At 59.1% G+C, this 13825-nt stretch carries 12 protein-coding genes and 1 pseudogene; 3 read left to right on the top strand and 10 right to left on the bottom strand.

The annotated features are described in order from the left end of the window. Window positions 1–44: 44 nt before the first annotated feature. The 4 genes from FP026_RS07685 to FP026_RS07670 form a co-directional block, all read right to left on the bottom strand. The gene (locus FP026_RS07685; RefSeq protein WP_149634019.1) at window positions 45–557 is read right to left on the bottom strand and encodes a GNAT family N-acetyltransferase; all 513 of its coding nucleotides are present in this window, start codon (window positions 555–557) and stop codon (window positions 45–47) included. A gap of 75 nt (window positions 558–632) precedes the next feature. Beyond that, window positions 633–2036 (bottom strand): hypothetical protein, encoded by a 1404-nt coding sequence (locus tag FP026_RS07680; RefSeq protein ID WP_149634018.1) that lies wholly within the window; start codon window positions 2034–2036, stop codon window positions 633–635. A gap of 28 nt (window positions 2037–2064) precedes the next feature. Beyond that, window positions 2065–3126, bottom strand: coding sequence for a class I SAM-dependent methyltransferase (locus FP026_RS07675; protein ID WP_246665281.1), 1062 nt, complete (start codon window positions 3124–3126; stop codon window positions 2065–2067). A 214-nt stretch (window positions 3127–3340) separates the two neighbouring features. After that, a complete protein-coding gene (locus FP026_RS07670; protein WP_246665280.1) occupies window positions 3341–4000 on the bottom strand; it encodes a LuxR family transcriptional regulator in 660 nt (219 codons plus the stop codon). 661 nt (window positions 4001–4661) lie between these two features. Here FP026_RS07670 and FP026_RS07665 point away from each other — a divergent pair. Continuing rightward, window positions 4662–5366, top strand: a complete 705-nt coding sequence (locus FP026_RS07665; protein WP_149634015.1) for an autoinducer binding domain-containing protein — start codon at window positions 4662–4664, stop codon at window positions 5364–5366. 3 nt (window positions 5367–5369) lie between these two features. Here the strand turns inward: FP026_RS07665 and FP026_RS07660 are convergent, their stop codons facing one another. Continuing rightward, window positions 5370–5690: a transcriptional repressor TraM gene (locus tag FP026_RS07660; protein WP_149634014.1), complete on the bottom strand. Its 321-nt coding sequence runs from the start codon at window positions 5688–5690 to the stop codon at window positions 5370–5372. A 238-nt stretch (window positions 5691–5928) separates the two neighbouring features. Between FP026_RS07660 and FP026_RS07655 the strand changes: the two genes are divergently transcribed. Next, window positions 5929–6150, top strand: a complete 222-nt coding sequence (locus tag FP026_RS07655; protein WP_149634013.1) for a helix-turn-helix domain-containing protein — start codon at window positions 5929–5931, stop codon at window positions 6148–6150. Between the two features lie 56 nt (window positions 6151–6206). After that, window positions 6207–6377 (top strand): annotated as a pseudogene (locus tag FP026_RS30930) (DUF433 domain-containing protein); the annotation flags it as partial. A 100-nt stretch (window positions 6378–6477) separates the two neighbouring features. On the opposite strand, the gene FP026_RS07650 reads toward FP026_RS30930, so the two are convergent. From FP026_RS07650 to traA, 5 genes are all read right to left on the bottom strand, one after another. Then, window positions 6478–7740, bottom strand: coding sequence for an ATP-binding protein (locus tag FP026_RS07650; protein WP_149634012.1), 1263 nt, complete (start codon window positions 7738–7740; stop codon window positions 6478–6480). Window positions 7741–7981: 241 nt separating this feature from the next. Further along, window positions 7982–8590, bottom strand: a complete 609-nt coding sequence (locus FP026_RS07645) for a TraH family protein (RefSeq protein ID WP_149634011.1) — start codon at window positions 8588–8590, stop codon at window positions 7982–7984. Window positions 8591–8606: 16 nt separating this feature from the next. Next, window positions 8607–9770 carry a conjugal transfer protein TraB gene (locus tag FP026_RS07640; RefSeq protein WP_149634010.1) on the bottom strand — a complete coding sequence of 388 codons (1164 nt, stop codon included), beginning with the start codon at window positions 9768–9770 and terminating at the stop codon, window positions 8607–8609. Beyond that, the gene (gene traF, locus FP026_RS07635) at window positions 9760–10326 is read right to left on the bottom strand and encodes a conjugative transfer signal peptidase TraF (RefSeq protein WP_149634009.1); all 567 of its coding nucleotides are present in this window, start codon (window positions 10324–10326) and stop codon (window positions 9760–9762) included. The genes FP026_RS07640 and traF overlap by 11 nt, the downstream gene beginning before the upstream one ends. After that, window positions 10323–13646: a Ti-type conjugative transfer relaxase TraA gene (gene traA, locus FP026_RS07630; RefSeq protein WP_149634008.1), complete on the bottom strand. Its 3324-nt coding sequence runs from the start codon at window positions 13644–13646 to the stop codon at window positions 10323–10325. The genes traF and traA overlap by 4 nt, the downstream gene beginning before the upstream one ends. Window positions 13647–13825 lie beyond the last annotated feature (179 nt).

Raw genomic sequence — 13825 nt, 5'->3', positions numbered from 1 at the left:
ATTGATTTCCAATGTAGGCAATTGGGGAGGGGCGTGAGAGCCGCTCACCCGTCCAGTCGCCGAACCATGATAATGTCGTCAATTTCCCTGCCGCCATCCAGCACCCCGCCGGGAATGCGGCCGACCTTGACAAATCCATGGCGCCGGTAGAATTGCATCGCGACGATATTCTCGGCGTTGACCGCGAGTTCCAACTGCAGAATTCCAAGATTTCTTGCATAATCCGAAACCGTGACCAGAAGATCGGCAGCAACCCCTGATCCGCGCTCACCCTTTCGCACATAGACACTCCGAAGGGTCGCGCGATGCGCCATTTTCCCTGGGCGCTGTCGCGACAGGCCCATCATCCCAACAGGTTCCCCGTTGACGAATGCGACGAAAACCGGATCGCTCCACCGGTTATGCCATTCCTGGTCCGGAAGATCCGCCCAATCGTCGTAAAGGCTCGCAAATGAGGACGGATCGCACGAGAGTGCCTCGAGGCGAATGCGGCGGAAGATCTCGATGTCGTCGATTGATAGTTGCCTGATCAACAGCCCTCTTGCGTCCGTTGGCATGTTCATCTCCCGTAGGGTAGAGCCGGTCATAATGAGTGGGCGGGGCCGCACGTTCAGTTTCTTCAAGGGAGTCTGTTACGTCCACCGTGCCCACTGCCACTCTGGCATCGGAACGCGGATTTCTCCGTTGTTCATGCGGCCTGTCAGCCCTGCCCAAATTGGATCCCCGGTAAAGTTCGCGAGATCACCGCACGCGTCGCCCAGCGGCTGCTCACCGTAGATCTCCAGCAGATCCATCACAGTCTCGTTTTCCAACTCCGCGAAGGGATAACCATTATGCGGCTTTAGCACGCGATGTCCCCATACTCCTGGACGGATGTCAGCGCGAAGGGAGTTCAACAGATCGGCTTTACCTGTTTTCCCGAGCGCGGTCGCAAGAACATGGCGCATGAGAGGATAGTAGACGACCTGACGGCATCCACCGAGAACGCGCGTTCCCGGGAGAAAGGAGATGACGAGGAACGTCATGAACAGGCTTGGCACGATTCTTCGTTGTCGAAGCGCCGCAGCAATACTCATGGGCTCGAACATCACGTCTGGGCGGGATGCCTTGACGTTCGAAAGAGCGCCATCTTTCAGCCGCAGGGGATAGATCCGGCCACCGGCCAATCCCCAAAATAGGTCTGTCGTTCTCCGTATCCATCCTTTCCACGGCCCCGCGTCAAGCTCATCGATCGCCTGCAGGATGGCGGTGGCACATGCGGCATCTCCACCGAGGCATTTCCAAAGCCATGACTCCGTATCCTCAAGGTGATCGGCCACGAGATCCGCGACGTCGATGTCGTCAAGCTGAAGCAGCCGGATCTGCCCTGGAAATGACCGCGCCCATAGCGCTTGATTTCCGGCTTTGATCGCCTCAGCGGCAGATATGAAGCCTTTGCTCGGCAAGATCGCCTTCAACCTCGCCGCTGACGCGTTGGCGCCTACGCCTCTTTCGCTCCCCGACAGCAGGAATCGGTAGATGCCATTCGATCCGCACAAGCTGTCGGCGTCCATTCGACTTCTCGAAAGGCCGAAGACATTGATCACCTCGTTGTCGAGATCAAGCCAGCCGGGACCCTTCTTCGCCTTCTCGATGAATTTGACGGTGGAGGCGCCATACCAGATGTGCCACCGAAGTCGGTGAGCATTGAGACCAAGCAAGCTGAACAGATGTGTGTAGAAGGCATCAGGCTCTATCAACAGATGGCAATGCGGTCCAGTTTGAATGACCGGAGCCGCGGTCAATTGATCCGCGGCCTCTCGCGCTTGCGGGCGATCCGCACCTGACCTCAGCGCTGCTCGTTCGACACACGCTTGCAGACGGATCATCGCATCGTCACGGATAACGCATCCGGTTCGATGGCCCTCGACCTGGTAGAGAGCCCGCGCGTAATCCTTGAGCTGACGGCTCCAGAACTGGCCAATGCCGGGCATGACATGCGACAAGGTATGTCTCAGGTCCTCCAAGCTCAAATAGCAATTGCGACTTGCATCCATGCGAGCCTGGCTCCCTTGCATTGGATCCTCATTTCACGGCGTCAGGATCCGCCACCGGCGAGCGCGCAGGCCGCCACCCCCACCGCTCCTTGAGCGGTGGCGCCGACTCGCGCACGAAAACGAGAGGCAGCTGCTCGTAGCAATATTCCTTTGGAATCGCGGGCTTTAGCATCGAGATGAGGAAGCGTCGCAGCGAGGCGGGCGAATTGGATGAGACGATCGTGTAGAAATTGCCGCTGTTCCAGGTAACGACCGAATAACTGAAGTACGATCTTAACGCGCCGATCGAACTCTCCAAATCCACCTGGAATTTCGTCATGGTGTCGAGAATCTCGTGCTTCTTGGCGACGATCTCGGTCCGTGAAAAATAGCGCGGCTTGAATTGTTCGTCCTTCTGGCGCTCACGTTCCAGATACGCCTGGATGTCCGCATTCGCGATCTTTTGCACCTGTATGAGCAGGCCATCGGCTCGAATTCGAGGCGCGATGACGGCGAGTTGCTCCTTCCGATCACGACCGTACATTTGAAAGGTCGTGTCCTCGAGCAGTAGGTCGTAACCCTCGCGGAAGGGCTGGAGATTCTCATCCGTCTCATATCGTTCGTCGTCCAGGTCGAAGAAGGGACCGTGATGGAAATGCGCATGCTCACTTCCGCGCCGGGCGAAGAAACTGACGCGATTGCCGTCCGTCGGGCTGCAGCATAGGGTTTTCAGTCTGCCGTCGCCGAGACGTGCCAGCGCTCTTGCCAGGGTTCCCGCTCCAGCTCCGAGTGTATAAACCGTGGCGGCTCGCCGCCTTCGTGCCCAGGCACTCAGAGCAAAGAAGAGCATGGCAGTGGCCAATCGGCATTCCTCTTCCAGCCGATAGGGAATGCTCGCGAAATAGTGGTTGTCGAACCGTCCCCAAAGACGGCGGTGCGTGTCCCAGAACACCATGCAGTCGAGATCGAACTCCAGAAGCGAGATGTCGGGTTTGGGAGTGCCTATATCGGGCATTCCACCGAGACCGCGTGCGGTTCGCTCAAAGAATGGCGCGAAGGCGTTAAGGCGTGGAGCCTTTCGCCAAGCTTCAATGGTCTGCCGATCCACCATGTGCAAACCTTCCAATTTTGCCGAAAGGAACGGCCGCATCGCGAATGGATCGCGGCTCGACCGAAGGGGCCGTCGACAGGCTTCCTGACGCGACGGCCCCCGCTGCACAGATCTCGTTGAAGAGACGGATCACTGCAATCTGACGATTTTATCAGATTGACGGACAGCAATTGTCAGTTGTGGAAAGCACTCGAAGGGCCTCTGCGCGGCGGCCTCATACATCGATGACCTCAAGAAGACTTGCCCTTGCGATCGCCTGATAAAGCGTCCTAGCACCGAGCTTGCGTCTAGCCAGGCGGAGATAAAGTCGTACCGTGCCTTCGGAAATCTGCAAGGTCGCGGCAATCCGCTTGGGAGGCTCGCCGCGGGCAATAAGCTGCAGGCACTCTCGCTCGCGTCGAGACAGCACGTCGTGCGCGCCGCTTGCCCGAAGGTCTGAAATAAGCACCGCCTTGTCATGCAGATATTGGGAGAAGACCTGCAGTTCGCAGATGCTTGAATCGCGAAGTCTCCGCCAGTTCGACCGGCTCATATCGGACGTAACCGAAAAAAGAGAACGCTCTCCGTTTGCCCCTCTCACGGGCACGGTGAGGCCATGCCTGCCGACGCCAAACGCTCTTGCATCACTCAAAAAAGCTTTACCTTTTTCGGATGATCCGCGCAGGACATACCAGTCGACCGGGAGAAAGCCGGTACGGCTGATCGCGATGACAGGATCAATCTCAAAATAATTTTTTCGCAGATAGGTGGCGGTCCATTCAGATGGATAGGTCGTGCAAAAGAACGGATAGGGACGGGGAGAAATCCCGGCACGAACGACAAGGAGTGTTGCATGCGCAAAGCCATAGGCCTGGCGAATTTCTGCGAGGACCAAGTCCAGCTCGTCAGCGTGCCCCACACCTTCCACTGCCTTCAGCGCGGATGATAACCGGCCTCGACAGAAAGGTGTTTCCTCTGCATGCGACCCCGTCATCAGCCCATGACTCGGGCAGTGAAGCGTTTGACGAAACCCATTCCTAGCTCGCCGCTTTCCAATGATCTTCCTTGTCCCGATCGAATCTTCTCGAATTTGGCGGCCAGACGTGCCTGAGATCTGAATGCGCCTGATCCGAGTCCGACAGAATGCATAATCCCCAACATCGCCGACCAAGGAAGCGTGAGCAATATGAGGATTCACCAAGTCCCGCCCCGACATGAGGGGCCGCTGCCCTAGGTGGTGCGAACGTTGAGCTTCATGTTGCTTAAGGCCGCGCAACGTGCCCTGCTGCCAAAGAATCGTACTGAAAGGGACCCGCTTTCCGTTTTCGACTGTCGAAACCGCAGTTTGATCCCGGACCGCCGATCCTGCCCTTAAGGCGAAAAAATCAGTACCCGTTAAGCGCGAATAAAGTTATCATAAAACGTTCACAAACACCGGGAAGATGCGAGTCGCGGCGGGAGGCTGCGGTCGCTGCGATGATCTGGCGTCGCGGAACCCCGGCACTCTGTGAACGGTCAAAAGGGAGGACTGAGGCAATCGGACTGGAGACAACTTTATGGATAGTGATCTTCGCTCTCTCATCGATATAACTGAGACCGCCCACGATGATCGCTTGGTCAAGAGCGCTCTGAACACATTTACACATTCATGTGGCTTCGAGCGTTTCGCGTATCTACGGACCGAGGGTCTGGAAATCCAAACATTCAATTCGTATCCGGAGGAATGGCAGGGGGTCTATTTCGAAAGCCGTTATTCGCTAATAGACCCGGTCGTCATCGAAGCCAAACGTCGCATGGAAATGTTTACCTGGAGAGCCGACGATTGGCCCGCGCGTGGATTCTCTGATCTCAGGCGCTTTCGAGACCAAGCAATCAAACACGGCATTCGTAGCGGCGTAACCATACCCATCAGAGGAAGCTTTGGCTCCACGATGATGCTGACCTTCGCCTCGTCAGCACAGTCGGCGGACATTTCGAAGCTTCGGGATCCGCAAAAGGCGGTTCATGCGGTTCTCGCGGTTCACTACGGCCTGAAAATCATCGCTGCCTCTACCATTTTCGCGCCAAAGCAATTGCTTTCTCCCAGAGAAGCCATGTGCGTCATGTGGGCCGCGAAAGGCAAAACCGCTCCGGAAACCGCCTCCCTTACAGGGATCAAAGCGAGAACGGTACAGCATTATCTCGATAACGCCCGCCGCAAGCTCGAAGCTGCAACTGTTCCGCAACTCGTCGCGATCGCGAAGGATCACGGATTGGTCTAACCGTCACTTCTCGTCGTCGAGCGGAACCTCGGGAACGTAACCGAGAATGTCGATGATTTCCGAAAGCTCTTGCTGCTGTGCCTCGGATGTCTTCTGGCGCGCGAGATATTCGTCCTGCAGGCTGGCAAGGACATCGCGGGAGACCGATGGGTCGGCGGTCGCACGGGTCCATTCGTCATAGACAGCTTCGTCCGCGACGAGAAGTCGGCGGTGTTCAAGGATTGTGGAAACAGCCAACGCTTCCAGCTCCGATTCTTGCATCGATCGATAGCGAGATGCACTCACGGCCTGTTCGTCTGCCTCGGATGAGCCGGCGTCATTCATCCTTGTCTCCCCCTGTTTCATTTTGCGGTCGCCAGGAACCGAGGCTTAGTTCGCATCATATATGCTTGCAATCGGTTACCAATTTTTCGCTAGTCGGAAGGGAGATTGATTTTTCTGTCGTTCATCGCCCAACAGCAGAAGCCTTATGCGTCGCCCAGGGCCTTGATTCTAAATACAGAACAGATTTGTAGAGTATACTCCGTGGTGAAATACTCTGCAAGCCGTTGCTCTCTCGATCATGGAGATTCGAGAGGTGTTTGCACGAAACCTGAAAGCTGCGCGGCGGGCCAAAGGTCTGTCGCAAGAGGAACTCGCGCATCGAGCTGGTCTCGACCGTACCTACATCAGCTCACTGGAACGCAGCCTATACAATGCCAGTATTGACGTGGTGGATCGCTTGGCGTCAGCCTTGGAAACAGAAGCGTCTGATCTGTTGAAGCGGCGGCCGGAAAAGAAGTGAAACCACGATCCTGGACTGACAAAAATCGTCGCAGACCTTTACGATAGACATCGTCTTACCCTTCCGTCACCGCGCGCATGGTTGAACTCGCTGAAATCTGGGCGGCAGCTCATCGGGCTAGAGGACGGTCAAAAAAGCTGTCCGAACAAGGTTTGAAGGCGAAGTCAGTGAAGCGTTTTCCTCCCGACAAAGCTAGTTCGCCGAAACCTTCAGGCAAGGATACGTGAGATTTCTCATCAATGAACGCGTCCATCTAAGCGCGATGACGTCTGTGAAACGAGGAACGCCTGAGGCAGCGTCTTAGCGCCCGACGCCGCTCGCTCGCGACTACATTGTCCAGAGGAGAGATAGCGGTGCGGCCTGGAGCTTTTCTCCAAATGGCGTCACTCGATCGTGGTCGTGTAAGACAAGCCCACGCACGAAACGATCGCCGACCGCGTCTTGTAACTGGCGCAACCCGCGAAAATCCCCAGACTTCACCGTTGCAGACGCCTTTACCTCTATTCCAACAATCCGGCCGCGCCGATCCTCGATGATGACGTCGACTTCATCTCGGTCTCTCGTCCGGTAGTGCGAAAAGGATAAGCGCCGGTCTGACCACGATGCCAACTTCAGCAGTTCTGAAACCACCAAGCTTTCAAGCAGAGCGCCAAATCGAGTTTTGTCGTCGCGCAAAAGACCCACTTCATCCTCGCGCAAAGTGGCAAGTAAGCCCGTGTCCAGAAAGTGAAGCTTTGGTGTCTTGACGAGCCGGTTCAAGCGGTCATTGGACCACGGGACAAGTGTCCTGATCAGAAAGAGGCGCTCAACGATGGCAACGTATTTCTGTGCGGTAATGCTCGACATTCCGAGCGCCGCACCGAAACTGCAGTGATTGACCAATTGTCCGGCGTGCTCCGCTAGGACATCGAGCAGCCGCGGAAGGCGGTCCAACGGATCGATGTTGGCGATATCACGCACGTCGCGGTCGAGGATCAGTTTCACATAATCTTCCAGCAAAGCAGTCCGCCGACCGGGCGTCGGCCGACGCAAGGCTTCGGGATAGCCGCCCTGCAGCACGGTCGCCATCAGGTCGTCGCCAATGACGGTGTCCTCCCCGGCGGAAGGCTCCTCGCCGGCGAACAGCCGATCCAGCAGACGACCCGGTGTTGATCGGACTTCAGATTGAGCAAATGGCAATAACGGGACAACGGCCATACGACCGGCAAGCGAGTCTGCAATCGCCGGAACGGTCGCCAGATTGGCTGAGCCTGTGAGCAAGAACCGGCCGGGCTCGTCATCGCGGTCAACACTTTCCTTGATCGCAAGTATCAGTTCGGGCGCCCGTTGCACCTCGTCAATCACGGCCCGTTTAATGCCTCGGATAAAACCGATCGGATCGGTCCTCGCTGCATTCAGCGTTCCAACATCGTCGAGGGTGATAAATGGACGATCGGAGCCGGAGACCTGTCGCGCAAGGGTCGTCTTTCCGGCTTGCCGCGGCCCGGCGATGAGCACGACACGTGTGTCAGCCAGCGCAGTTTCGACGATCGGTCGGGCTTTTCGTTCAATCAGCTTTTCGGTGGCGGCGAGTCTGTCATCGGCTATCATCAATCGAGTTTTCGGCTAATTTAAAGTACGCGTCCGGCTGATTTTAATTTTGGCCCGGCTAAGTTAAAAGTAGGGCCGGCCTCGTTCGGGTCGCACTCCTGTCAAATTGGAGGGTTTGCCGGCACGGACCTACATCCCGGGGGAATTACACTAATACCATGCATTTGAATCGCACCAATTTTCTGCATTCGGCCCAAATTTAAATAAAACCCCGGCACCCGCATGGACGACGAACCGAACGCTAACGCTGGCCACCGATCCGAGAGAGATCGATCCGGATACCGGCGTCTTGGACCTTCGATTGAGAAGACGCGACTGGCTCGACAAGTTGATCGGCCGCCGTTGGCGCATCGCGCTGGACAGCTCTACTGGGCTGCTCGGCTACCGCTTGGCCCGGATCCGCTGCGTGAAAGACGCTCTCCCCCTCAAACTCGCCCGTCTTCCAGGCGTAAACTGCGTCATCGAATATCTGAGGGAAGACCTCCTCGCTCTTGGGGTTTCCATACCACTTAGTCACAATTCGGAGGATTTTGGCAAACATCGCCGTTCCCATGCGAAGGTTGGCACACGGCTCGACGAGGTCGGGTTTCAGCTCGGAGGTGTCGCTGGCGCCCACACCAGCCGGAAACTGTGTCAAGCCGACGCGAACGACCGCGTGCCCAACATATTGCCTCACGATCACCATCGCCTCATCGGCTGACGTCGCCTTCGGCACAAGGATTAACCGGCCGTCCGATTTGACAGTAACAGCAAGCGGATCCGTCGAACCGGCGGCCGCCACGAACTGCTCGACGACCGCGGGTTTGAGGGAGGGATCCGCGCATTGTTTGATCAGGGCAGTGTCCAGCATGAGGTCTCCTTAAGCTTCAAGTATTGAAGGAAAGAACAAACGGTTTTGCGAATAGCTTTGCCCAGGCCATGGTGCTGACCAGTTGGATCGCGACAATCGATGTCCCTTTGGTCCACCATCCATTTCCGACAGCGACAATAAAATCCGGATTGTGGAGCATCGATTGCAGGACCGGCCAGACGACGAGCTGTTCGTAGCAAATCAGGGGCGCGACGTGGTGATCACCTATGGCTGCAGTCGGATTGGCGAAGAAATGCGCACGGGCGCCGCCGGTCTCGCCGAGCCATGACCGCCATGGCTGCCACATCGAGCCCGGGACCGGCATTCGCTCGCGATAGAGAATCCCGCTGCCGGCGGCGGAGAGAACGACGAGCACATTGTCATATCCTTCTGCATCGACGACGATGGCGCCGGCGACCACCGAAATCTCCGTGCCGTCGAGAGCCTTCACCCAGAGCCGTTCGACCGTCGGCGTCCAGAAGCCCAAAGCGCTCTCTGGCAGCACGATCGTTGCGTCGCCACTAGCTGCACGATCCTTCACCGTGGCAATCAGATCACGCTGCCGTTGAATGCTGGTGTCACGGCCAAGCGATGACCCCATTTGGAGATCGACGCCGCGCCAGCCATCGGGTGGACGCGGCTCGGTCCAGTTCGCGGCGGACCAAACCCAAAAGCCTGCGAAGGCGATTAAGACAGCCGGCCACGTGCGGATTACGAGACCCATAAGGCCGGCTGTCGTTGCCGCCAGTCCCCACCATCCCCATCCGGGAAACAGAACGCCGGCCGCCGTGACAGGGTGCGCCCAGCCGGTGATGCCGAACGGGGGCACCGCCATGAGCGCGGTCGCCACCAAATAGCGAAACGCACGAACGCCAGGGTCCTTCGTCCAAAGGATGGCGTGGACCGCGACAAAGCTTAGGGATGCGCACAGCCATAGAGCCAAGCCAGGCCATAGGTCGGACGCGTAGAAGGCGGCCACGCCTTGTGGCAGACCGCGCGAAGCCGCGAGGAAATACCCGGCTGCAACAAGCGCCGCCACCGATCTCGTTTGCGCTCGCGCCCAAAGAATTGGGAACGCCAGTGCGACCGGAAGCAGCAGAACATGGCCGCTCCATGCGACCGTCCCCGCAACAATGGCACTGGTGATCAACAGCGTCGGTTGGAGACAATCATGGCGCATAGGTTAGCACTTCTTGCGCCAGACCGAGGATGCCCGAGGCTGGAATTGGACCGAAATAACGCGAGTCGTAGGAGGCCGCGAACGGCGAGTGCAGGAAGACGCTGCCCGCTGGCACGATCCCGCCGGCAAAGGGTATCATCGGCCGTCCCAGTCCGTCTCGGCCTGCAAGGTTCGATCGAGCAACGTCATGCCCGTCGATACGAAGGTTTGCTCCGACCTCGACACGTTGGCCGGCGATTGCCACTACGGTTTTGATCAGTGGTGCGAAAGCGCTCGGACACAGACCCGAGCGCAGGTAACCGCGACTGCGCGCTTCCTGCATGGTTGCCGTTCGAGGCGGACAGATGAAGACAAGATCGCCGACGACAGCTGCGCGATCGAGCTTGACGATCCGCCAGAGACCGAGCGGTTCGCTCGGGGTGAGGTTGATCCGATAGCCCACGAGCCCGGCGGCCACGATTGCACCGAGCAGCGTTGCTGTGACCGCCGTCATGGCCGGAAGGAGCGGGGTGCGCGGCCAGCGCGGCGGCGCCATTCTCAAAAGACGCATGTTCATTTCAGCGACATCCCCTGGCCCTTGGCCTGGCGAAGCGTCTCGGCCTGTTTCAGCGCCTCGACGGTTCGCTCATGGGCACCGAGCTTCTGCACGGCGCGCATCAGGCTCCAGGCCGACTGGATCTCCGCCTTCTGAGCATGGCTCATGCCGGCGGTGATCGCCGTGAAGGTCTCGCCATTCGCGTCCTTGGCGGCCAAGGGCAGGAAGGTGCGTTCACCGAAACGCTCAGTGACCGCCTTGGCAAATCCCTGCAGTTCCGCCTTCACTTGTTTGTCGGCCAGCGCGAACTCGAGTGCTGCGGGAAGGTCGTTGCGGTCGATGGCGTCACGCACGCGTTCGAGCGTCTGGCGGGCATTCGGTGACAGCGCCGGGATGTCGATCGAGAGCTTGCGGCGGACCGCCACTTCGTCGGCCTGATGGCGTTGTTCGGCCTGGCTGCGCTGGCGCAGGTAATCGCCAAGACTTTGAGTCAGAGCTGTGACGTTGCGCTCGGCTCTCTCGCGATCCTGCTTGTCAGAGCGGCTTGCGAGCAGGCCGGATTTCCCCTTGAGCGCGCCAAAACTCTCCGGCTGGTTGCCGATCGTCGCGAGCGTCGATCTGGCGATCGCTCCATCCTTCAGCATGGCATCGACATTGACGGCCTTGAAAGCGGCTTCCGGCTGCGCATAGACGAGATGGAAGCGGGTCGACACGTCCTCCCATTGCTTCTTCAGACCGGGATCCGCTTCGAGCTTGTCGGCGACCGCCTGCTCGACCGTTTTCGTAGACGTGGCGATCCCGGCAACCATGGGGCTGGTCTCCTTGCTGCTTTGCGAGTGGGTTGGCTTGGTGCTGGTACTGAGGCCGAGTTTGGTGCCGATGGCGACGAGCCGCTGGGCAAGATCGGCCAGTTTCTGCTTCTGGCGGACCGTCCATTCGAGCCGATCGCGGGCAATCGTGCGGGCGACGTTGACGATATGCAGGCCGCGCGCTTCGGCGAAACGCAGTGCCTGGCGATAGAAGGTGCCCTTCTGGTAATCGAGCGTGGTTTCCTTGGCGTTCCTGCGCGACAGGATCTTGATCAAGCCGCCGGCAAAGGCGAAGGATCGGGTGCCGTAATAGACGCGGAGATCCTCGCGATGACGCGTCATCGCCACATAGGTCAGATGCCGGTCGAGCGAGAGAGACGCAAGCACCTTGACCCGGTCGACGGTGGCCCCCTGGCTCTTATGGATCGTGGTGGCATAGCCATGATCGAGATTGTTGTAGAAGCGCTGTTCGACGGTAACCTGACGGCAATGCTCGCCCTCGCCGACCACGGCGACAATGCGGTGCGGCACAGCCTCAACGACCTTGCCGATCATGCCGTTCTTGACGCCAAGCGATGCTTCGTTCTTCAGGAAGACGATCTGGTCGCCGATCGCGAAGTTGCGGTGTCCGTCTTCCGTCCGGAAGGCATAACCTTCGCCGAGAATGCCACGCTCGACGAGCTCGGCCCGTGCCATGCCGTTCAGCATGCGCACATCGCGCCTGAGATGGGCGAGGATCAATGTCGTCGTCGCCGGATCGTAGTCGCGGTTCCAATCGGCGATCAGTCTTGCGGCCGCCTCGGCCTTCAGACCCAGACCGATCATTCGACCCTGAGCGGTATAGGCATCGACGGCCTTGCCGATATTGCCACGGGCAAGATCGAGCGACGCGTCGCGCATCCATTGCTCGTGCTGGCGATAGATGGTTTCGAGCTCGGCATAGCCAATGCGATCGGCAATGGCGCGGAAGGCGGCACCCGCTTCGATCGGCTGAAGCTGTTCCGGATCGCCGACGAGGACAAGCTTGGCGCCGGCCTTGGTCACCGTCTCGACCAGCTGCGCCATCTGCCGCGACGACACCATGCCGGCCTCGTCGAGAACGAAGACCGTCCTTGCGTCGAGCTGGTTTCGCTCCTCCTTCCAGCGAAGCTCCCAGGACGACAGCGTCCGCGACGATATCCCCGCTTCCTTCTCCAAACCTTCGGCGGCCTTGCCGGCGAGCGCGCCACCGACGACCCGGTATCCGGCGGCTTCCCACGCCTCGCGCGCCGCTTTCATCATCGTCGTCTTGCCGGCGCCGGCGCGACCGATGACAGCCGCGATCCGCTCCGGTCCGGCGACGTGTTCGATCGCTGTCTTCTGCTCCTCTGATAGACGGGAGTGGCGCGTCAACGTCGCCTCGATCACCGCGTCCCGAACGCCATGCGAGGATCGCCCCGAGAGCCAGATCGCGCGGTTCGCCATCTCCGCTTCCAGCCGGATCAGCGCGCGCATCGTGTATTTGGCCGGCACCCGGGCGCCGGTCGCAAATGCGATCCGCTCGCGCTCGAGACGGAGCGCTTCGGGGCTCTGCAGGACGCGCACCATCAGGTTTTGGAACAGGGCGGCATCATCGATATAGCGATGCAGGATCTTTGCCACGTCTTGGCTATCGAAGACGCTCTTCTGCCGCGCGATCAGCTCGAGGACGATCTCCGGACGGCGCTGAATGCGCCGTGCGTTCTCGCTTCGCCGTGCCGCCTGCAGCTCGATCCGTTCAAGCTTTGCTGACCCCGCCCACGACCGCGTCTTCGCCTGTTCCGCTTTGCGGTCGATGGCCGTCGCGCCGGCACCAATATGGATGGTCGGCACCAATTCGATGCCCTGCTGTTCGAAGGATCGGCCATCGATGCGGAGATCGAGACCGGCCAGGGCCAGATGCCGGTTCTGGCAGGCAAACCAGCCGTCGCGAAAGGCGTTGAAGTCGTCGAGGCCTCCCGCCCAAAGCTCATAGACGATCTTGCCGGCATCGTTGCGGATGGGATTGCCGTCCGGGCCGAGGACCGCGATCGTCTTCGGCCCGAACCCGTCCTCGGTGAGGGGCCTCAGCGTCGTCATCAGATGGACGTGCGGATTGCCCGGTGCATCGTGATAGACCCAGTCCGCGACCATGCCCTTGGCGATGACGTGCCGGTCGATGAAATCACGCATGAGCGCGATGTTCTGCTCGGCCGTCAGTTCGATCGGCAGCGCGATCGTCACATCCTTGGCGAGCTGGGCATCGGAGCGTTTCTCGAAGTCCTCGATCTTGTTCCAGAAGGCTTCCGATGCACTGGAGATCGAGCGATCGGCAACCATCGACCGCAACCATTCCGGTGCATTGCTGGGAATGACGAACTCTTCATGCAGCAGGTACTGCTTGCGGGTGTAGTCGATCGTCCGCGCTTCCCGCTCGTATTCCATCCTGGCGCAGTGCCGATAGGCCGCCGACAGAACGGCGCTGCGGCCCGAGCCGCGGGCCACGACGCTGACGGAGAAGTGAGGAACGGCCACGGCGGTCTGAGCTCCCGATTGCAAACGAATTCCACGGGTTCGGTCTAAGAGCGGCGATCCGCCAGGATCTCTCAGCAACACGTCGCGCCAGCGACGTATAACTGCGCCCTTGGACCCGCTCCTTCGGAACGGCCGGGATCATTCACCAAAGCTTGCGCCCTGGCGATTGTAGGATTCAC

It is taken from the genome of Martinezella tropici (assembly GCF_008370325.1).
Classification (GTDB): domain Bacteria; phylum Pseudomonadota; class Alphaproteobacteria; order Rhizobiales; family Rhizobiaceae; genus Rhizobium; species Rhizobium tropici_B.
This window is presented reverse-complemented; position numbering and strand designations above follow the sequence as displayed.